Origin of the sequence: Streptomyces sp. NPDC057623 (genome assembly GCF_042800355.1) — a bacterium.
Lineage (GTDB): Bacteria > Actinomycetota > Actinomycetes > Streptomycetales > Streptomycetaceae > Streptomyces.
The window spans coordinates 16,953-36,309 of sequence record NZ_JBHVGZ010000029.1; the positions used below are offsets into that span (position 1 = coordinate 16,953).

General features: G+C 69.2%; 16 protein-coding genes. 5 read left to right on the forward strand and 11 right to left on the reverse strand.

What is annotated here, in order from left to right:
• Window positions 1-167: 167 nt before the first annotated feature.
• Window positions 168-503 carry a hypothetical protein gene (locus ACFU95_RS26800; RefSeq protein ID WP_062673604.1) on the reverse strand — a complete coding sequence of 112 codons (336 nt, stop codon included), beginning with the start codon at window positions 501-503 and terminating at the stop codon, window positions 168-170.
• Between the two features lie 307 nt (window positions 504-810).
• On the opposite strand from ACFU95_RS26800, the gene ACFU95_RS26805 reads away from it, so the two are divergent.
• Complete coding sequence (locus ACFU95_RS26805) at window positions 811-1,821, forward strand: helix-turn-helix transcriptional regulator (protein ID WP_383832158.1); 1,011 nt, start codon at window positions 811-813, stop codon at window positions 1,819-1,821.
• Between the two features lie 20 nt (window positions 1,822-1,841).
• Window positions 1,842-2,855: a helix-turn-helix transcriptional regulator gene (locus ACFU95_RS26810; RefSeq protein WP_383832160.1), complete on the forward strand. Its 1,014-nt coding sequence runs from the start codon at window positions 1,842-1,844 to the stop codon at window positions 2,853-2,855.
• On the opposite strand, the gene ACFU95_RS26815 is transcribed toward ACFU95_RS26810, so the two are convergent.
• From ACFU95_RS26815 to ACFU95_RS26825, 3 genes are all read right to left on the reverse strand, one after another.
• The gene (locus ACFU95_RS26815) at window positions 2,785-3,861 is read right to left on the reverse strand and encodes a LuxR C-terminal-related transcriptional regulator (RefSeq protein ID WP_383832162.1); all 1,077 of its coding nucleotides are present in this window, start codon (window positions 3,859-3,861) and stop codon (window positions 2,785-2,787) included. The two genes, ACFU95_RS26810 and ACFU95_RS26815, sit on opposite strands and share 71 nt — an antisense overlap.
• A gap of 581 nt (window positions 3,862-4,442) precedes the next feature.
• On the reverse strand, window positions 4,443-5,930 hold the full coding sequence (locus ACFU95_RS26820; RefSeq protein WP_383832164.1) for a hypothetical protein: 1,488 nt from the start codon (window positions 5,928-5,930) through the stop codon (window positions 4,443-4,445).
• Between the two features lie 72 nt (window positions 5,931-6,002).
• Entirely contained in the window at window positions 6,003-7,133 is a 1,131-nt protein-coding gene (locus ACFU95_RS26825) for a sugar ABC transporter substrate-binding protein (RefSeq protein WP_383832166.1), read from the reverse strand.
• A gap of 294 nt (window positions 7,134-7,427) precedes the next feature.
• On the opposite strand from ACFU95_RS26825, the gene ACFU95_RS26830 reads away from it, so the two are divergent.
• On the forward strand, window positions 7,428-9,101 hold the full coding sequence (locus tag ACFU95_RS26830) for a PA14 domain-containing protein (RefSeq protein WP_383832168.1): 1,674 nt from the start codon (window positions 7,428-7,430) through the stop codon (window positions 9,099-9,101).
• Window positions 9,102-9,110: 9 nt separating this feature from the next.
• On the opposite strand, the gene ACFU95_RS26835 is transcribed toward ACFU95_RS26830, so the two are convergent.
• The 6 genes from ACFU95_RS26835 to ACFU95_RS26860 form a co-directional block, all read right to left on the reverse strand.
• Window positions 9,111-9,986 (reverse strand): NAD(P)H-binding protein, encoded by an 876-nt coding sequence (locus ACFU95_RS26835; protein ID WP_383832170.1) that lies wholly within the window; start codon window positions 9,984-9,986, stop codon window positions 9,111-9,113.
• Between the two features lie 84 nt (window positions 9,987-10,070).
• On the reverse strand, window positions 10,071-10,523 hold the full coding sequence (locus tag ACFU95_RS26840; protein ID WP_383832172.1) for a heat shock protein transcriptional repressor HspR: 453 nt from the start codon (window positions 10,521-10,523) through the stop codon (window positions 10,071-10,073).
• A gap of 5 nt (window positions 10,524-10,528) precedes the next feature.
• Entirely contained in the window at window positions 10,529-11,713 is a 1,185-nt protein-coding gene (dnaJ, locus tag ACFU95_RS26845) for a molecular chaperone DnaJ (RefSeq protein ID WP_383832174.1), read from the reverse strand.
• A gap of 42 nt (window positions 11,714-11,755) precedes the next feature.
• Complete coding sequence (gene grpE, locus ACFU95_RS26850) at window positions 11,756-12,409, reverse strand: nucleotide exchange factor GrpE (RefSeq protein WP_383832176.1); 654 nt, start codon at window positions 12,407-12,409, stop codon at window positions 11,756-11,758.
• Window positions 12,409-14,256 carry a molecular chaperone DnaK gene (gene dnaK, locus ACFU95_RS26855; protein ID WP_383832178.1) on the reverse strand — a complete coding sequence of 616 codons (1,848 nt, stop codon included), beginning with the start codon at window positions 14,254-14,256 and terminating at the stop codon, window positions 12,409-12,411. Before dnaK ends, grpE begins: the two co-directional genes overlap by 1 nt.
• A gap of 94 nt (window positions 14,257-14,350) precedes the next feature.
• On the reverse strand, window positions 14,351-15,415 hold the full coding sequence (locus tag ACFU95_RS26860) for an MraY family glycosyltransferase (RefSeq protein WP_383832180.1): 1,065 nt from the start codon (window positions 15,413-15,415) through the stop codon (window positions 14,351-14,353).
• A 242-nt stretch (window positions 15,416-15,657) separates the two neighbouring features.
• Here ACFU95_RS26860 and ACFU95_RS26865 point away from each other — a divergent pair, with 242 nt between their 5' ends.
• Entirely contained in the window at window positions 15,658-17,940 is a 2,283-nt protein-coding gene (locus tag ACFU95_RS26865) for a (Fe-S)-binding protein (RefSeq protein WP_383832182.1), read from the forward strand.
• Between the two features lie 101 nt (window positions 17,941-18,041).
• Window positions 18,042-18,335 (forward strand): zinc-ribbon domain-containing protein, encoded by a 294-nt coding sequence (locus ACFU95_RS26870; protein ID WP_383832184.1) that lies wholly within the window; start codon window positions 18,042-18,044, stop codon window positions 18,333-18,335.
• Window positions 18,336-18,376: 41 nt separating this feature from the next.
• Here ACFU95_RS26870 and ACFU95_RS26875 read toward each other — a convergent pair whose 3' ends face one another.
• On the reverse strand, window positions 18,377-19,078 hold the full coding sequence (locus ACFU95_RS26875) for a DUF2637 domain-containing protein (protein WP_383832186.1): 702 nt from the start codon (window positions 19,076-19,078) through the stop codon (window positions 18,377-18,379).
• Window positions 19,079-19,357: the final 279 nt, after the last annotated feature.

A 19,357-nucleotide genomic window follows, 5' to 3' on the forward strand; every position in this document is an offset into this window, starting at 1 on the left:
CACCGGAGAGGACGACACATGGCCCTCGGTGTACACCGATACCAGAAAGCGTAGAAGAAAGGACCGCTCCCAGAAACCCTCAGGGGGCCTCCCCCCGTCCCCCCCCCCCCCCCCCCCCCGCTGCGGGGGGAAGCACCTGAGCGATCTGTTACGACGGGGGAATCGCGTCAGGCACTGCGGGGGGTGGCTGAGATGGTCCTTGGGGCCGGAGCCTCCGGTTCCACCAGGCGGTGGTCGCGCTGATCGAGGTTGACGAAGATCATTCCGTACCGGATGGCACACCGCACAGGCTGCGGCGCCCCCCGAGGCCGCCGCAGACACCGATAGGCCCGCACGTCCTCGTCCTCGTCCCGGGTGACGACGACCGGCTCGCCGAAGACCGTCACCATCAACGAGTCACCGGGGTGGGGGATCGCGGTGACCAGGTCGATGAAGTGCCAGCCCGAGCGGTAGGCGGTGGCCATCTCTCTTCGGAAGGAGCGGTCGTCGGGTGGGGTGGTCATGCCGACTCCTGCTTGCCGCTGCTCTCCTCGGCGATGGCCGGCCACGAACTGTCCTTGGCGATGGTGACAGTGTCGGTCCGGGCAGGCCAGCTACTGTCCGCTCGCGAGTCGCTCTTCGCTTCCGAGAGGCCACTCAGGACTCCGAAGGCCATAACGGTGGAGAAGGCGGCGACAAGAATCGAGCGAAGCATTCTGTTCCGCATAGTCGGCTTCGTCCTCACTTGAAGGTCCCCTCTTCCCCCGTCGAGTAAGACGATGGCTCATTCAGGCACTTCATGGCCACACGATCGGTGCATCATGTTCCTGCATGTTCAGGACCCTGGGGGGTGGAGATTTGGCAGCGAATCAGACTAAAGCGACACATCCCCATGCGTTGGCTGAGATGTGCGCCGAAGGTGGCCGTCTCTATGCGAACGCGCTGCGCAATGGGCGAATCGCTCGCGTCGACGTGGAGGCCACTCCGTGTCTGACGGAGTTCGCACTGCTCTACCCCGATCCCGACGACGCGAACTGGCTGCGTCCCGTTCCGGCGTCGGTCGCCCTGGCTCAGCGGCTCAATCCCATCGAGCGGGAGATCTCCGAGCGCAGACGGTTGTCCGTCCAGCTGGCCGACGCACTCCAGCCGTTCATGGATCTCAGCGCCCAGGTGACGGGAAGCACACACTCCATCACCGTGCTGGAAGGCGGCGAGCGCATCAACGCCGCCCTCAACCTGGCCACGGCCCAGTGCCAGACCGAAATGCTCACCATCCAGCCGAGCAACCGCATCTCGGAGCACAGCCTGCTCCAGGGGCTGGAGCGGGACCGGCCGCTGATCGAACGTGACGTGCGGATACGGACCCTCTACCAGCACACGGTGCGGCACAACCCGGGAAAGCTGGCCTATGTCGCCCAGCTCTCCGACGGCAAGGTGGAGTACCGGACCATCGACGAGCTGGTCGAGCGCCTCATCATCTGCGACGAGACGGTCGCCTTCATCCCCACCCGCGACGACCAGCAGGTGGCCCTGGAGCTGCGCCACCCCGGGCTCATCCGCTACCTGATCAAGGTCTTCGAGTTCATGTGGAGCCGCGCGGTGCCGCTGACCGAGCACGCGCCCTACGAAACCGCGCCCGACGGCATCACCGAGATCCAGCACTCCATCGCGAAACTCCTCGTGGAGGGCCACGTCGACGAGGCGATAGCCCGCCGGCTGGGCATGAACGTACGCACCTGCCGGGCCCACATAGCCAAACTGGCCACCTCCCTGGGCAGCGGGAGCCGAGCCCAGCTCGGCTACCTCATCGCACAGTCCGGAATCCTCGACACGGACCACTGAACCGACAGGGGGAGCCTCGCATGACCGCAATGGCGCACAGTCACCCGGCCGAGGAGCTGTGTGCGGACGGCCTGGCACTGTACGCCCGCGCCCTGCGGGAGGGATCGGTACCGGAGCAGGACGCCGCGCCGGTGCCCTGCGTGGTGCGCTCGGGAGTGCTCCGCCCGGCCATGGACGACGCGCGCGGGCTGCACCCCCTCGCTCCCGTCCTGGCCCTCCCGAGGCTGCTGCGCAACATCGCCGAGGACATCGCCCGCAAGCGCAGGGCCGAGGAGCTGCTGGCCGAGGCGTTCGAGCCGCTCCTGGCCGTCGACCCGGGGCAGCCGCCCGCGGCGGACGCGGCCGGGATCACCGTCCTGAGCGGTCTCGCCCAGATCCGCCAGCGCCTCGCCGAGGCCATGGCCGAGGCCTCCGAAGAGGCCCTCGCCATCCAGCCCCACCACGGCACGAGCGTCGCGGTCCGCCTCGCGGAGTCGCTGGAGCGCGACCAGGACCTGCTGGACCGAGGGGGCCGGATCCGCGCGCTCTACCAGGACACCCAACGCCACTCCCCCGCCGTCATCGCCCGTTACGAACAGCTGACGGGGGACGCCGAGGCCCGCACCCTCGACGAGGTCACCGACCGGCTCATCGTCGTCGACCGCGAAGTGGCGTTCATCCCGGCCAACAGGGACCGCACCCTGGCCCTCGAGATCCGCCTCCAGCCCCTGGTCGCCTACCTGGCCACCACTTTCGACCGCCTCTGGCGTCTGGCCACCCCGATGTACCCCGAAGCCGTCCAGCAGCCCACCCTCGACGGCATCACCCCCCGCCAGCGGGCCATAGCCGCCCTCCTCGTCGAAGGCCACACCGACGCCGTCATAGCCGGCCGGCTCGGCATGAACATCCGCACCGCCCGCGTCCACATCGCCAAACTGGCGGCGACGCTGGGCAGCGAGAGCCGGGCCCAACTCGGTTACCTCATCAGCCGGTCGGGGATTCTTGACCGGGGATTCCAGGGATCGCCGGGGCACCCGGCACCCCGGCCACACTGATCACCGCGGGCTCGGACGACGAGGCCCGCGGGCCGTCCAGCCCCACCTGGGCGATCCGTACCCCCAACTGCGTACGGCTCGCCGCCCCCAGCGTCTCCGACAACCGCGCGATGTGCGCCCGGCAGGTACGGACGCTTATCCCCAGCCGCTCCGCGATCACCGCGTCCTGGTGCCCCTCGGCGAGCAGTGCGGCGATGGACTGTTCGCGGTGGGAGATGCCCTCGATGCCCGTGTCCGGCAGCGGTGCCGTCAGGGGGATCGCCAGGCGCCACAGCCGTTCGAACACCGTCACCAGGTAGTGCACCAGGCCGGGATGGCGCAGCTCCAACGCCATCGTGCGGTCCGCGTTCGCCGGGATGAACGCCACTTTGCGATCGAAGAGGATCAGCCGGTCGATCACCTCGTCCAGCGTGCGGGCCTCGACCGAATCGCCCATCAGCTCAAGGTAGTTGAGCAGGCCCTGGCCGTGCCGGGCGACATGGGTGTACAGGTCGCGCATCCGCACGCCCCGGCCGCGCAGCGTCAGCGCCCGGTGCAGCCCTTCCGTCAGCTCGTGCTCGGGACGGATGCCGCCGGGCTGCACGGTCAGCACCTCCGTCGTGCACGCCTGGGTCGCCTCGTCGAGCGCGCCCTGGATGCGCGAGTCACCGTCCAGGACCCGGATCGCCGTGCCCTCGACGCCGGACGCCTGGGCCGGGACCGGGCCCAGCCCGGCGTACCACTCGAAGGCCGCCACGGCCGAGCCCATCCGCCGCTGGCTCGCGCTGACCTCGTCGTACACGCCGCGCAGCAGCCGCGTCATGACCTCCTGCGGGGAGGTCGGCACCAGCCAGTCCATGTCGTCGGGGTCGGGATGCAGCAGCGCCAGCTCCAGCAGGCAGGGCACCGGCTCCGCGTCCCGGCGCGGCACCCGTCCGCGTCGCACGGCCCGGGAATACACGCGATCCCCGGCCTCGCACAGCCGGTCGGCACCGTGGGGATGCTCGTCCGTCCCGTGCCCGGCCATCGCCATCCACCCCCGGTTCTTGCCTCTCTCGCCGGCTCGCTCACCTCCGGAGCGCGGTGCGACATCCCTGCCGGGACACCCCTGCCGGGCGGAGCCCTGGTCGTCAGGCCCACCGTGCTCGACCCGTCGGGTGACGGTTCGTTCGCGTTCCGCAGCGCAACTATGCGCGGACAGGCCGTGCTCCGCAACACGGCTCACCCCGGGACGGCCGCCGTTAACTACCGTTACGCCCTGCTATTTCCGGGCCTCCGTCCGGCGACTTGCAACAAGCTGATGGTGTGGCCTCCAGCCCTTGCTCCACGCGCCGCGCATCCCGCGATGCGCGGGAGATTCCCGTTGCCGGGTACACCCGGAGGCGCGTGCCGCAACGTCGCACTCGCGAACGCCGGGGGTGCGGGGCTGTCGGCGACAAGCCCCGCCCCGCACCCGTCCCGGCTCTCGGCCGGTACCGCCTCGGAGCGGAACCACCCCTCCCCGACGTGGAGTTGTTCCCGGCCTGGCGACGGGCTCATGGAGCTGGCGGACACGTCGGGGGTGCCGCCCGCGGGCGGGCAGGGCCGCCCCGGCCGGGCGGTGCCGGACTACGCAGGCGGAAAGACGAAGAACCCGTCGTCCGTGGCCAGGAAGCCGAAGCCCGTCGTCGCGTCCACCGCGGGAATGCTGTTGTCCGGCAGGTCCTTCGCGAGGACCTTGCGGGTGCGGGCGTCCACCGCGAGGGTGGCGTGCGAGCCGTCGAGGCTCCTGGGGTCGTAGGCGTCGCCGTACAGGACCTTGCCGTTGCCGGAGAAGCGGATCGGGTCGAAGGGGGTCTCGCCCTCCTTCTGGGACCACAGGCGGGTGCCGTCGGTGGTCTGCCAGAGCGTCGTTCCGTCGTAGCCGGAGTCGAACTCGTCCTTGTCGAGCGCGGCGAGCTCGCCGTCGGGCGATTCGACGAGGTCCTGGGCGGCCTCGTAGGAGGAGGTCAGCTTGCCGGTCGCCAGGTCGTACCAGGCGTAGACCTGGGTGCTGGGGCTGAGGCCGATGTCCTTCTTCCAGGCGATCAGCGCCTTGCCGTCCGCGGCGCGGATGACGCGGACGGTGCGGTCCGTCGGCTTGCCCTCGTCGTCCAGGACGACACCCTTGGGGACCTCGGCGTCGGCGGAGGACCAGACCTGCTTGCCGGTCGCCAGGTCGTTGAGGGTGACGTTCGAGGGGTCGTAGTCGTAGTTGCCGGCCGCCTCGAAGCCCGGGTAGTAGCCGGCCACGACGGCGGGGGCATAGGTCTTGTCGCCGCTGGCGACACCCGTCTCGGCGTCGAAGTCGCACTCGGCGTCGTCGTCGCCGTTGCACGGGATCGTGCGGGCGGTGCCGCCGCCGACCGGGGTGAGGGTCAGGGTCTTGTCGCCCTCGGCCTTCGTGACGACGTAGCCGTCGACCACGTGGCCGAACTCGTAGGCCGACGTCTCGCCCAGCTTCGTACCGTCGGCGGAGTAGAGCGCCGCCGACGTCGTCGTCTCCTCCTGGGTCAGGCCGTCGGACTCGGTGGTCTCGGAGCTGCCGACGGCCACCGCCGGGGCGCCGTCCTTCCAGGTGACGCCCTCGACCGACTCCCCCGTCACCTTGAGGGTCCCGCGGACGGCGCCGGTCCTGGCGTCCCGGAACTCCAGCGTCAGCTTCTCCGCCTCGTCGGAGGAGAACAGCACGCGGTTGACGTCCGACGGCTCGCCGTCGACCTGGGCGTCGGTGACGTACTCCCCGCTCGCGTCCTTGGCGAACAGCAGGACGCCGTCGAGGTCGAGGACGCCGAGCGAGGCGTTGTCCGTGGGCAGGCTCCAGGCGGCCTGCTTCGCATAGCCGGGCAGGGCGACGCCCTTGTACGCCGGGCCGTCGGCCGCCGGCTTCCCGGAAGCGGCACCTGAGGACCCGGATCCGTCCCCGCCCTTGCCGGTGGTGTTCTCCGTGTCGTCGCCGCCGCAGCCCGTCAGCAGTGCCAGCGACAGTGCGAGTCCGGCGACGGCCGCGCGCCTGCGCAGCCGTATGCCGTCGCCGGTTCCGTCACTTACGGCCCGTATGCCATGTCCAGTGCTCAACTGCCCGTACCTTCCCCCGCGTTCGAGAATGATCGGGCGTGATCCTAGACCAGTTCTTGATCTTGGCCTTGTTTACTTCAGACCGAGGGCCGTGCACTCCGCCTTGTACTGCCCCGTGCAGATCTCCGACAGCTCGTAGATCCCGTCGGCGACGACGGTCTGCTTGATGTTCTTCTGGGTCAGGGCGACCACGGGGACCAGCAGGGCCGGGACACCCTTGTCGGTCGGGCTGTCGACCTGGTCCTGGGTGAGGGAGTCGAACTGGATGTCGTGGCCCTGGACCTTGGCCACGGCCATCTCCGCGGCGCTCTCGGCCTCCTGCGGGTACGACTTGTACACGCTCATGTACTGCCGGCCGGACACGATCCGCTGCACGGCGTCCAGTTCGGCGTCCTGCCCGGTGATCGGCGGCAGGTCGGTCACGCCCGCGGCCTCCAGGGCCTTGATGATGCCGCCGGCCATGCCGTCGTTGGCGGCGTAGACGCCCTTGATGTTGTTCACGCCGACGTCCTTGATCGCCTGGGCCATGTTGGCCTGGGCGTTCTCCGGCTTCCAGTCCTTGGTGTCGTAGGTCTTGGCGATGCCCACCGTGCCCTTGAGCTCGGAGAGTGCGCCCGCCTTGAACTGCTTGGCGTTCGGGTCGGTGGGCGATCCGTTCATCATCACGATCTTGTCGGACGAGTCGACGCCCGAGCCGCCCATGGCGTCCAGGAGGGTGCGGGCCTGGACCTCGCCGACCAGTTCGTTGTCGAAGGAGACGTACGCGTCGATCGGCCCCTCGGCCAGGCGGTCGTAGGCGATGACCGGGATCCCGGCGTCCTTGGCCTTCTGCACCCCGTCGGCGATGGCGTGCGCGTCGACGGCGTCCAGCAGGATCACGTCGACCTGGTCGTCGATCATCTTCTGGAGCTGCTGCGCCTGCTTGGCCGCGTCCGCGTCGGCGTTCAGGTAGACGACCTGACCCTGCTTGTCGGTGAGCTCCTGGACCTTGCTCCGGATGATGGGGTAGTCGAACTTGTCGTAACGCGTGTTCGCCGTCTCCGGCAGCAGCAGCCCCACGGTGATGTCGTCGCCCTTGGTCGGGCTCGCCTCACTGCTGTCGCCCGTGACACCCAGGGCCCCGCACGCGCTCAGCGCGAGGGTCATCGTGGACGCGGCGGCCACGACGGTGGCGGTACGGCGCAGGGGGCGCAAGGGACGCATACAGGAGCTCACTTCTGGTGCTTCGGGACATGGACGCGCCATTGCGCCCAGATGTCTGAAAAGACAACGCGCCCACGGCCCCGGGCGTCAAGCGGAACTACTTAACGAGTGCGCAACACCACGCTCCGCTGAGCTTGTGAAGACATGACGGAACGCCTCCAAACACCCGTTACACCCCCTCCACCAAAAGCCGATCAAGGAACTGGTTGAGATCTGCACAACCAATGTCATTTCTCGCGAGTCGTGATCACGACAGCTCCCTCAGTGCTGTCCCGTACTCGACCAGAGGATCGAATGAACCCAGCCAGACGCACGACCGCCGCGGCGGCGGCGACGGTCGTGCTCGCCACCGCGGGCACGCTGCTCACGACGGCCCCCTCCGCGTCCGCGGCCGTGACCTGTGCCTCACCCGTCTTCAAGCGGCAGTTCTTCGCGAACACCACCTTCTCCGGCACCCCGAAGAAGACGGACTGCGACACCGCCATCGACCAGAACTGGGGCACCAACGCGCCCGCCTCCGGACTGCCGAAGGACAACTTCGCCGTCCGCTGGACCCTGACCCGCGACTTCGGCTCCGGCGGCCCCTTCTCCTTCGCCGCCTCCGCACTCGACGGCATCCGCGTCCACCTCGACGGCACCCGCAAGATCGACCTGTGGAAGAACACCTCCACCACCGTCTCCAAGACCGTCAACCTCACCATCCCCGCCGGCAAACACACCCTGCGCGTCGACTACGCCAACTGGACCGGCGGCGCCAAGGTCAAGTTCGGCTACACGCCCCGCACTTCAGCGACCATCGACAAGGTCAAGCCCCTCACCCCCACCGGCACCTCCCTCTCCTACGACCAAGCCACCGGCAAGGCGAAGCTCACCTGGTCCAGGAACAAGGAGATGGACCTCGCGGGGTACCGGATCCACCGCCGCCTCAAGGGCGCCGCCTTCCCCGGCACCCCTCTCGCGACAACCAGCGCCACCGCCTCCACCACCTACACCGACAACACCCTCCCGGTCACCGGCGCGACCTACTACTACGAGATCCGCGCCTACGACAAGGCCGGCAACGTGTCGACCGGCACGGCGGACCAGGCGGTCACCACCGCCGACCGGACCGGGCCGGACGTCGTCACCGGGCTGGGGGCGCTCGGGACCACCGCCGGCAACTCGCTGACGTGGCAGGCCCCTTCGGCGCCGGATGTCGACCACTACGAGGTGTGGGGCGCACCGGTGGGCCAGGACGATCCGGACGGACCGCAGCCTGTCTGGGGCACCTCGTGGACGGACACCACGGCCGCCCCGGGGACGGCGTTCACCTACAGGGTGCAGGCCGTCGACACCGCCGGGAACTTCGCGCCCGTCTCCGACGCGGTGACGGTCACCCGGCCCGTGGCGTCCGGCGTCGCGGCCCCGGCCTCGGCGCAGGGCACGCCCGCCGACCAGCACACCCGTCTCACCTGGACCCCGCCGGAAGGCGACGTCACCGGGTTCCGCGTCTACCGGCGCACCGAGGCCATCGGCGGCTGGGTGCCCGTCGGGAGCGCCGGTGCGTCGGAGACGTCGTACGAGGACACCTCCGCCCCGCGGGGCAAGGCGTACTACCACGTCGTCGCCGTCGACGGCACGGGCGCGGAGTCGGTGCCGTCGGGCGAAGCCACCGTCGAGCGGCTCACCCCGGCCACCGCGACCGGTCCGGCCGCACCGAAGCTGACGCTCATCTCGGCGGGCGGCACCCGGTTCCCCGTGCAGATCGCGGCCAAGCCCGGAGCGGGTGACGAACAGCGCCTGCTGAAGGGCTACTCCTGGGAGATCTCCGGGGCCTGCGGGGACAGCGGTAGCCGCCTGTCCACGACGGGCACCATCGAGTGGACGCCGCCGTACAACGGCCCCTGCACGGCCACGGTGTTCGCGGTGGACGCCTACGGGCGTACGGGCGAGCAGAGCTCCGCGGTGGAGTTCATGGTCAACCGCTGACGTCCCGCCTCAGCCCCGGCTCGCCGCCGCCCCGGGCCCGCCTCCGTCTGCGGGCCCGAAGGCGGCGGCGTGCTCCGCCGCCCACCGCCGGAACGTCCTGGCCGGGGCGCCGGTGACACGGGAAACCGTGTCGCGCACCCTGAGCAGTTCGGCGTTGACGGCGCCGCCCGTCACATCGAGCACCGCGTTCGCCGTCTCGTCGCCCAGGAAGGCGGCCATGTCGCGGTGGGCCTCGGCCCGGCTGATCTCGACGAGCGCCACGTCCCGGCCCAGTACCTCCGCGAGGGTCCCGACCTGCTGGCGGGCGGTGATCCGCTCCGGACCGGTCAGCGCGTACGTCCGCCCTCGATGGCCGGTCTCGGTCAGCGCCACCCGGGCCACCGCCGCGATGTCCGCGGGGTGGACCGTGGGCAGGCCGATGTCCGCGTAGGGCACCCGGACGGCCCCGTGGTCACGGATCGCCCCCGCCCACCACAGGGCGTTCGAGGCGAACTGCGTCGGCCGCAGGATCGTCCACGCCATGCCGCTCTCCTCGAGCAGCCGCTCGACGGCCAGGTTCCCCGCGGCCGGGCCCAGGTGCGGATGCGTCTCCACGGTGATCGACGACACCAGCACCACATGGTCCACCCCTGCCGCGCGGGCGGCTTCGAGGATCTCGGCGTCCGCCCCCACGCCCGGCACGAGGAACAGTGAACGCGCCCCCTCCAGCGCGGGCTTCAGTGAAGCCGCCCGTGCGAGGTCTCCCTCGACGGCTTCGACGCCCTCCGGGAAGACCGCCCGCGCGGGGTCCCGGGTGAGCCCTCTCACCGGCCCGGCGCCGATCCCCCGGAGTTCCTCCAGAAGGACGCTTCCTGTGTTTCCGGTTGCCCCGGTCACGACAATCATGCGGGTGACGCTAGGACCTCGACCGAACTTGAGGTCAAGAAAGAGCCCCGGACCCTCGGGCCCGGGGCTCTGATTGACAGACCGTCAGTCGGATGTCTGCTGCCGCTTCGGCCGCCACACCACCAACGCGCTGGTCTGCTGCACTTCCTGATACGGCACCAGGTCCCGGCGGTACGACGCGTGCACCGCCGCCTCACGCTGCTGCATCGCCGTCGCGGCCCCTTCGACGGCGGCCGTCAGCTCGGCCACCCGGGACTGGAGCGCGGCGACCTGGTTCTCCAGTTCGATGATGCGCTTGATGCCGGCCAGGTTGATGCCCTCGTCCTGCGACAACTGCTGGACGGTGCGCAGCAGTTCGATGTCGCGGGCCGAGTAGCGCCGGCCCCGGCCGGCGGTGCGGTCCGGGGAGACCAGGCCCAGACGGTCGTACTGGCGCAGGGTCTGCGGGTGCAGGCCGGAGAGCTGGGCCGCCACCGAGATGACGTAGACCGGGGTCTCCTCGGTCAGTTCATACGGGTTGCGTCGACGACCGTCCATCTGACTCATGCTCCCTTCGCGGCCTGGAACAGCTCCGCCCGCGGGTCCTCGCCCGCGGTCGCCTCGCGATACGCCTCCAGTGCGTCACGAGCCTTCCCCGTCAGGTCCTTGGGAACACTCACCTCGACGGTGACCAGAAGGTCGCCGCGGGTGCCGTCCTTGCGGACCGCGCCCTTGCCCCGCGCCCGCATGGTGCGGCCGTTGGGCGTGCCGGGCGGCAGCTTCAGGGTGACCGGCGGCCCGCCCAGGGTGGGGACCCTGACCTCGCCGCCGAGGGCCGCCTCCGTGAAGGTCACGGGGACGGTCACCGTGAGGTTGTCCTCCTTGCGGCCGAACACCGGGTGCGTGTCGACGTGCACGGTGACGTACAGATCGCCGGCCGGGCCGCCTCGCTCACCGGGTGCGCCCTTGCCGCGCAGGCGGATGCGCTGGCCGTCCGACACCCCGGCCGGGATGCGGACCTGCATGGTCCTGGACGACTTCGCGCGGCCGCTGCCCTTGCACTCCATGCAGGGGTGCTCGGCCATCAGGCCGCGCCCCTTGCAGTCGGGGCAGGGGTCGGTGAGGGAGAACCCGCCGCCGGAGCCCCGCGCCACCTGGCCGGTGCCGACACAGGTCGGGCACACCCGCGGCGTGCCGTTCTTGTCGCCGGTGCCGGCGCAGGCCTTGCAGGGTGACTGGGAGGACATCCGCAGCGGGACCGTCGCACCCTCGATCGCCTCGGTGAAGCTGAGGTTGACCTCGGTGTCGATGTCCTGGCCGCGCCGGGGCTGGGTACGGGTCGTCCCCGTGCCGCCGCGGTTGAACAGGCCCCCGAAGACGTCACCGATTCCGCCGCCGAAGCCGCCGGCTCCTCCTTGTCCGCCCTGGGCGCCGCCTCCGAAGAGGTCGCCCAGGTCGAAGTTGAAGGAACCGCCGCCCGCGCCGCCCGGCCCCGGACGGAAGCCGCCGTTGCCGAAGAGGGCGCGTGCCTCGTCGTACTCCTTGCGCTTCTTGGGGTCGCCGAGGACGTCGTTCGCCTCGGAGATCTCCTTGAAGCGCTCCTCAGCCTTGGCGTTGCCCTTGTTGGCGTCCGGGTGGTTCTCGCGGGCGAGCTTCCGGTACGCCTTCTTGATCTCGGCCTCGGTGGCGTCCTTGGGGACGCCGAGGACCTTGTAGAAGTCCTTCTCGATGAAGTCCTTGGTGCTCATCCTCGACGTACCCCCTTCCCGTAGTCCCTCGTCAATTCAACGTCAGCCCTCGTCCGGGCCACCGCTCTCCTTGTCGTCGGCCGCCTCGCCGGACTCCTCCTTGACGGTCTGCGCGCCCGGCTGGGGCTCGGCGACGGCCACCCGCGCGGGGCGGATGGTGCGCTCGCCGATGCGATACCCCGGCTGGAGGATCGCGACGCAGGTCGTCTCGGTGACGTCCGGCGCGTACGAGTGCATCAGCGCTTCGTGGATCGTCGGGTCGAAGGGCTCGCCCTCCTTGCCGAACGACTGAAGGCCCATCTTCGCCGCGACGGTCTCCAGCGACTCCGCGACGGACTTGAATCCGCCGACGAGTTCGCCGTGTTCACGCGCGCGGCCGATGTCGTCGATCACGGGCAGAAGCTCGGTCAGGAGGTTCGCGATGGCGATCTCCTTGACCGTGATCCGGTCCCGCTCCACGCGGCGGCGGTAGTTCTGGTACTCGGCCTGGAGCCGCTGGAGGTCCGCCGTGCGCTCACCGAGCGCCGTACGCACCTGGTCCAGCTGGGCCACCAGGCCCGCGTCCGCTGCTCCGTCCCCGGCCGGGGCCGCCCCCTCGCTGTTCGACGAGGGTGCGGCCTTCGACTCGGCGCCGTCGGGGGTCGCGCCGGAGGGGACGTCGGGCTTCTCCTCGAAGCCCGGGGTCTCCTCCGTCATTACGCGACACCGTCCTTACGCTCGTCGTCCACGATCTCGGCGTCCACGACGTCGTCCTCGGGGGCCTTGCCGCCGGGGGCAGCGCCCTCCGGACCGCCCGCGGCCTGCGCGCCCTGGGCGTCGGCGTACATGGCCTGGCCGACCTTCTGGGAGACCGCGGCGACCTTCTCGGTGGCGGTGCGGATCTCGGCGGTGTCCTCGCCCTTGAGCGCGGTCTTCAGCTCCTCGACGGCGGCCTCGACCTCGGTCTTGACCTCGCCGGGGACCTTGTCCTCGTTGTCCTTGAGGAACTTCTCCGTCTGGTAGACGAGCTGCTCGCCCTGGTTGCGGGACTCGGCGGCCTCGCGGCGGGCGTGGTCCTCCTCCGCGTACTTCTCGGCCTCTTCGCGCATCCGGTTGACCTCGTCCTTCGGCAGCGAGGAGCCGCCGGTGACGGTCATCTTCTGCTCCTTGCCGGTGCCGAGGTCCTTGGCCGTGACGTGCATGATGCCGTTGGCGTCGATGTCGAAGGCGACCTCGATCTGCGGGACACCGCGCGGGGCCGGCGGCAGACCGGTGAGCTCGAACATCCCGAGCTTCTTGTTGTAGGCCGCGATCTCGCGCTCGCCCTGGTAGACCTGGATCTGCACGGAGGGCTGGTTGTCCTCGGCGGTGGTGAAGATCTCGGACCGCTTGGTCGGGATCGTCGTGTTCCGCTCGATGAGCTTGGTCATGATGCCGCCCTTGGTCTCGATGCCGAGGGACAGCGGGGTCACGTCGAGGAGCAGGACGTCCTTGACCTCACCCTTGAGGACACCGGCCTGGAGGGCGGCGCCGATGGCGACGACCTCGTCCGGGTTGACGCCCTTGTTGGCGTCCTTGCCACCGGTCAGCTCGCGGACGAGCTCGGCGACGGCGGGCATACGGGTGGAGCCACCGACGAGGACGACGTGGTCGATCTCGTTGATGGAGACGCCGGCGTCCTTCATGACGTTGAAGAACGGGGTCTTGCAGCGCTCCAGCAGGTCGGCCGTCAGCTGCTGGAACTGAGCCCGGGTGAGCTTCTCGTCCAGGTGCAGCGGGCCCTCGGCGGAGGCGGTGATGTAGGGCAGGTTGATCGAGGTCTCGGTGGACGAGGACAGCTCGATCTTGGCCTTCTCGGCAGCCTCACGCAGACGCTGGAGGGCCATCTTGTCCTTGGCGAGGTCCACGCCGTGACCGGACTTGAACTGCTGCACCAGGTAGTCGACGACGCGCTGGTCCCAGTCGTCACCACCGAGGTGGTTGTCACCGTTGGTGGCCTTCACCTCGACGACGCCGTCGCCGATCTCCAGGAGGGACACGTCGAAGGTGCCGCCACCGAGGTCGAAGACGAGGATCGTCTGGTCGTCCTTGTCGAGGCCGTACGCGAGCGCGGCCGCGGTGGGCTCGTTGACGATGCGAAGGACGTTGAGACCGGCGATCTCGCCGGCTTCCTTCGTCGCCTGGCGCTCGGAGTCGTTGAAGTACGCCGGGACGGTGATGACCGCGTCGGTCACCTTCTCGCCCAGGTAGGACTCGGCGTCGCGCTTCAGCTTCTGCAGGATGAAGGCGGACATCTGCTGCGGGTTGAAGGGCTTCCCGTCCAGCTCCGTCTTCCAGTCGGTGCCCATGTGGCGCTTCACGGACCTGATGGTCCGGTCCACGTTGGTGACCGCCTGACGCTTGGCGACCTCGCCGACGAGCACCTCACCGTTCTTGGCGAAGGCGACGACGGACGGCGTGGTCCTGGCGCCCTCGGCGTTGGTGATGACGGTGGGCTCGCCGCCTTCAAGAACGCTGACGACAGAGTTAGTCGTGCCCAGGTCGATGCCGACCGCACGTGCCATGGTGAATTCCTCCAGCTGACTTGAGTGGAACGGACTCAAGTGTGCATGACGGCTCCCACGCGGTCAACAGAGCTGAGTCGACCCCGCTCAACTCTTATCCGCTCCTTACACGCAACTGGCCGCTGACCTGCGACGATCTAACCTGAGCGGGGGGCCGGGCGTCACCCCCCACGGGAAACGAGGGTTGCCGCCGAGGACCATAGGGCTTGATGTGCAGCAGCGCGAACACCGCGACGAGGACGCTGCCCCCCACCCACAACACCCCGGACCGCGCGGCCCATCCCATGTGCACGAGGACACCGACGAGCACCGTGGCGAAGGCCCCGACCCCCAGGAGGACGGTCACGCCCTGCGGGGTGAGGCCGGTGCGGCGCAGGCGATGGGCGACATGGTCGGGCCCGCGCCGCAGCAGCGGCCGTCCGGCCAGCCGCCGGGACAGCGCCACCAGGACCAGGTCCGCGGTGGCGAGGGCGGTGAGCGAGCAGAGCACGCCCACGCTCGACAGCGGGTCGTGCCCGGCACGGGTCATCACGGCCGACGAGGCCAGCACGAACCCGACGAACAGCGATCCACAGGCCCCGAGCCCGATCCGCGCGGGGTGCCAGTTCTGCATGAGGAAGCCGGTCAGCGCGGCGGCCAGCACGCTCAGCAGTACGGCGAGCTCGTCCATCACCTCGGCCGCCGCGCAGACGCCGACACCGAAGGCGGTGACGACCCCGACGGTGCCGGCCAGCGCGTCCGCGTGGTCGAGCGCCTTGAAGCCGACGGTGACCAGGACGATCCAGCCCACGGCCGGCAGCCCCAGCAGGAAGCCCGTGTCGTCGTACGGCACCACGCAGGCCGCCGCCACGGCCGTACCGCCGACCAGGAACCGCGCCTTCACCCGCCGTACGTCGGCGACCAGCCCGAGGACGGCGACGGCGCCCGCGGCGATCAGCAGCCGCCCCATCTCCGAGCCCAGCGGGGCGAACCGCGTCCACTCGCCGGCGGCTGCCACCAGACAGGTCACGAGCGCCACCGCCACCCCGCCCAGCAGGGGCAGCGGCCGCTGCCGCCGGCGGTCGAGGATGCCGAGGCGCTGAGCGAGCAGCCGGAGCAGCGCCGCGAGGAAGGCGGCGAGGAGGAGGGCGGTCGTGGCTGCTGCGATCCCGTAAAGCACGGGGATAGGTTAGTGCCGTATATACCATTTCGGGATGAATAACACGATCGCTTCTCGATCGCTTCTTAAGGCAACCCTCAGCGACTCACATCACTCCGCCCCTGGCTACAGTGCGACAGGGGATGGGGGTAGTCTCAGACGGACTGCATAAGTTACCGCTTAGTAATGTCGATCCCAGGATCGATCTCAGTAATGTCGAGGACCCCCTCGAACCACCCCTCGCAGGCCCGAGGAGCCCCGAAATGCAACTCGCCGCGATCATCGTGTCGCTGGTTCTGATCGTGGTCGGCGTGGCCCTGTTCGCCCGCGCCCTCCTCCAGATCTACACCTTCATGCGGCTCGGCCAGAACGTGCCCGCCGGTACCCGTACCGACGAGCCCGTCCAGCGCACCGTCACCGTGGCCCGGGAGTTCCTCGGCCACACCCGGATGAACCGCTGGGGCATCGTCGGTGTCGCGCACTGGTTCGTGGCGGTGGGCTTCTTCTCGCTGCTGCTGACGATCGTCAACGCCATCGGCCAGCTGTTCCAGGCCGACTGGCTGCTGCCGGTCATCGGCGACTGGGCGCCGTACAACGTCTTCGTCGAGTTCCTCGGCACGATGACGGTGCTCGGCATCCTCACCCTGATCGTGATCCGCCAGCTGAACCGGCCGGGCAAGCCGGGCCGCAAGTCCCGCTTCGCCGGCTCCAACACCGGCCAGGCGTACTTCGTCGAGAGCGTCATCCTCATCGTCGGCGTCTGCATCTTCATGCTGCACGCGCTGGAGGGCGCCCAGCACCACGTGGACGGCTACGAGGCCTCGTTCTTCATCTCGTACCCGGTGGTGTCGGCGCTGGAGGGCCTGGACCTCTCCACCCTCCAGAACCTCACCTACCTCTTCGCCGGCGTGAAGATCGCGACCTCCTTCATCTGGATGATCACGGTCGCCCTGAAGACCGACATGGGTGTGGCCTGGCACCGCTTCCTGGCGTTCCCGAACATCTGGTTCAAGCGCAACGCGGACGGCGGGACCTCGCTCGGCGCGCTGCTGCCGATGACGTCGGGCGGCAAGCCGATCGACTTCACCGACCCCGGCGAGGACGACGTCTTCGGTGTCTCCCAGGTCGAGCAGTTCTCCTGGAAGGGCCTGCTGGACTTCTCCACCTGCACCGAGTGCGGCCGCTGCCAGTCGCAGTGCCCCGCCTGGAACACGGGCAAGCCCCTCTCCCCCAAGCTGCTGATCATGTCGCTGCGCGACCACGCGCACGCCAAGGCCCCGTACCTGCTGGCCGGCGGCGGCAAGACGATGGAGGGCGAGGAGAAGGCGTCCGAGGAGCAGCTGGCCGGCGTGCCGGCGGCCGCCCTCGCGGAGGCCGAGCGTCCGCTGATCGGCACCGCCGAGGAGAATGGCGTCATCGACCCGGACGTCCTGTGGTCCTGCACCACCTGCGGCGCCTGCGTCGAGCAGTGCCCGGTGGACATCGAGCACATCGACCACATCGTCGACATGCGCCGCTACCAGGTGATGATCGAGTCCGCGTTCCCGTCCGAGGCGGGCACGATGCTCAAGAACCTGGAGAAGAAGGGCAACCCCTGGGGCCTGGCCAAGAAGCAGCGCCTGGAGTGGCTCAAGGAAGTCGACTTCGAGGTGCCGGTCGTCGGCAAGGACATCGAGGACCTCACCGAGGTCGAGTACCTCTACTGGGTCGGCTGCGCCGGCGCCCTGGAGGACCGGGCCAAGAAGACCACCAAGGCCTTCGCCGAGCTGCTGCACATGGCGGGCGTCAAGTTCGCGATCATGGGCGGCGACGAGAAGTGCACCGGTGACTCCGCCCGCCGCCTCGGCAACGAGCCCCTGTTCCAGGAACTCGGCATGGAGAACGTCGCCGCGCTGAACATGGCGTTCGGCGAGGAGATGGACGACGAGGGCAACGTCACGCCCGAGTCGAAGAAGCCGAAGTCGGCGAAGAAGATCGTCGCCACCTGCCCGCACTGCCTCAACACGATCGGCAACGAGTACCCGCAGATCGGCGGCGACTACGAGGTCATCCACCACACCCAGCTGCTCCAGCACCTGGTGGACGAGGGCAAGCTGGTCCCGGTGACGCCGGTCGAGGGCATCATCACCTACCACGACCCCTGCTACCTGGGCCGCCACAACAAGATCTACACGCCGCCGCGGGAGATCATCGCCAGCGTCCCGGGCCTGCGCAACGAGGAGATGCACCGCCACAAGGAGCGCGGCTTCTGCTGTGGCGCCGGTGGCGCGCGGATGTGGATGGAGGAGCGGATCGGCAAGCGCATCAACAACGAGCGCGTCGACGAGGCCCTCGCGACCAACCCGGACATCGTCTCCACCGCCTGCCCGTTCTGCCTGGTCATGCTCACGGACTCCGTGAACGGCAAGAAGAACGATGGCAAGGCCAAGGAGTCCATCCAGGTCGTCGACGTCGCCCAGCTGCTGCTGGAGTCCGTCAAGACGCCGGTGGACCCCGAGGACACGGCGGCAACGGAGAGCGAGCCGGAGCCCGAGCCCGTGAAGTAGCCGAGCCCGACAACGCCACGGCGCCCCCTGTCCCGCACGGGACAGGGGGCGCCGTGTTACGGCAGGCTGTAGGCAGGAACTGATCCGAAAGGACCCGGCAAGTGATCATCTTCGGCACCAAGGGCTACCTCTACCAGCTCGCGATACTGACGCTGGTGTGCGGCCAGTGCGGCAACCCCTCCGCGCACACCCTGCGCAAGCGCGTCACGAAGTTCACGCTGTTCTTCGTGCCGCTGTTCCCCGTCTCGACCAAGTACGCGACGCAGTGCACCTTCTGCGGCGCGGAGCAGAAGGTGACCGGCGAGCAGGCGGAGCAGTTGCAGGCGCAGGCCGTCTCCGGCGGGCCCGGCGGTCAGCAGTCGTACGGGCAGCCGCAGCAGCCGTACCAGTCCTGACCCGCCGGCCGGGCATTCCGTCCGGAACGCCCCCGGGCGGCTCACGACTTGGGCTGCTTGGGTCCGTTCATGGCGTCGGCGGCATGGCGGGGCCCGCGCCGCGAGGAGAACTGGCCGACGAGTTCGCGGAAGCAGACCAGGGCGGTGATCGGCGGAATTCCTACGACGACCATCGCCAGCAGGGAATGCGCCGACTGGCCGATGCACAGCGCCACCGCGGTCCCGGAGGAGATGAACATGACGGCCCAGGACCGGCGAGCGGTCCGGCGCTGCACGGATGCCCGCAGAATGGACAGACCGGCCAGCAGCCACGGCCCGTAGACCGTCAGAGGCCACCAGTGGGCCAGCTTCGGCGACACCACGAGCAGCGCGATGGAACGCAGCTGATCGTACGAATACGAGATGGACCAGGTGAGCATCGTCACCGCACACAGGGTGATGAGTGTGACCAAGACCGAGACGGTGAGGAACCTCGGGTTTCGGGTGAGCGTGTGCGCGCCGGGCTGCGGGCGCTTTCGGTGGACCGGGCGGGGCAGCGGCTGCCTGTCCTTGTCCTGCCGGGAGTTCTGCCGGGGCGCAACGGGATCCGGGGTGTGCGTGGCACCGAGCATCTGTGCCAGCTCCTGGTCCAGGTCCCAGCCCTCCGGCGACATCGCCTGATCCTGAACCTGCCAGAGGTTCTGCATATCCAGCTGCTGCGTGTAATGAGCCTGTTCGTCTACCGCGTCATAGTCGGACCTCATTGCTAGAAATTTTCCCCTTCCAGCGCCGCCCGAAGATATTCTCGCTCCATCCGACTGATGGTTTTCAGAAAGTCCTCAAGCAGATCCGAGCAGTGTGTGATGCCATCCGCAGTGATCTGATCAGCTGTCTGACGCGAGCGGAGCGAAGCCTCAGCCGCATATTTTTCCTGCCAAGTCACGCCCACCTAACGAGCGCCACGCAGGGCAGGACATCTGGCATTCGGGGGAATATGCGTCAACGGTGATTATCTGGAATATCCAATGACAGGGCCCGGCCGA

Coding starts and splice junctions, on each gene's coding strand:
- ACFU95_RS26800 (WP_062673604.1), bottom strand. CDS start 503: ATGACCACCCCACCCGACGACCGCTCCTTCCGAAGAGAGATGGCCACC.
- ACFU95_RS26805 (WP_383832158.1), top strand. CDS start 811: ATGTTCAGGACCCTGGGGGGTGGAGATTTGGCAGCGAATCAGACTAAA.
- ACFU95_RS26810 (WP_383832160.1), top strand. CDS start 1,842: ATGACCGCAATGGCGCACAGTCACCCGGCCGAGGAGCTGTGTGCGGAC.
- ACFU95_RS26815 (WP_383832162.1), bottom strand. CDS start 3,861: ATGGCCGGGCACGGGACGGACGAGCATCCCCACGGTGCCGACCGGCTG.
- ACFU95_RS26825 (WP_383832166.1), bottom strand. CDS start 7,133: ATGCGTCCCTTGCGCCCCCTGCGCCGTACCGCCACCGTCGTGGCCGCC.
- ACFU95_RS26830 (WP_383832168.1), top strand. CDS start 7,428: ATGAACCCAGCCAGACGCACGACCGCCGCGGCGGCGGCGACGGTCGTG.
- ACFU95_RS26835 (WP_383832170.1), bottom strand. CDS start 9,986: ATGATTGTCGTGACCGGGGCAACCGGAAACACAGGAAGCGTCCTTCTG.
- ACFU95_RS26840 (WP_383832172.1), bottom strand. CDS start 10,523: ATGGACGGTCGTCGACGCAACCCGTATGAACTGACCGAGGAGACCCCG.
- dnaJ (WP_383832174.1), bottom strand. CDS start 11,713: ATGAGCACCAAGGACTTCATCGAGAAGGACTTCTACAAGGTCCTCGGC.
- grpE (WP_383832176.1), bottom strand. CDS start 12,409: ATGACGGAGGAGACCCCGGGCTTCGAGGAGAAGCCCGACGTCCCCTCC.
- dnaK (WP_383832178.1), bottom strand. CDS start 14,256: ATGGCACGTGCGGTCGGCATCGACCTGGGCACGACTAACTCTGTCGTC.
- ACFU95_RS26865 (WP_383832182.1), top strand. CDS start 15,658: ATGCAACTCGCCGCGATCATCGTGTCGCTGGTTCTGATCGTGGTCGGC.
- ACFU95_RS26875 (WP_383832186.1), bottom strand. CDS start 19,078: ATGAGGTCCGACTATGACGCGGTAGACGAACAGGCTCATTACACGCAG.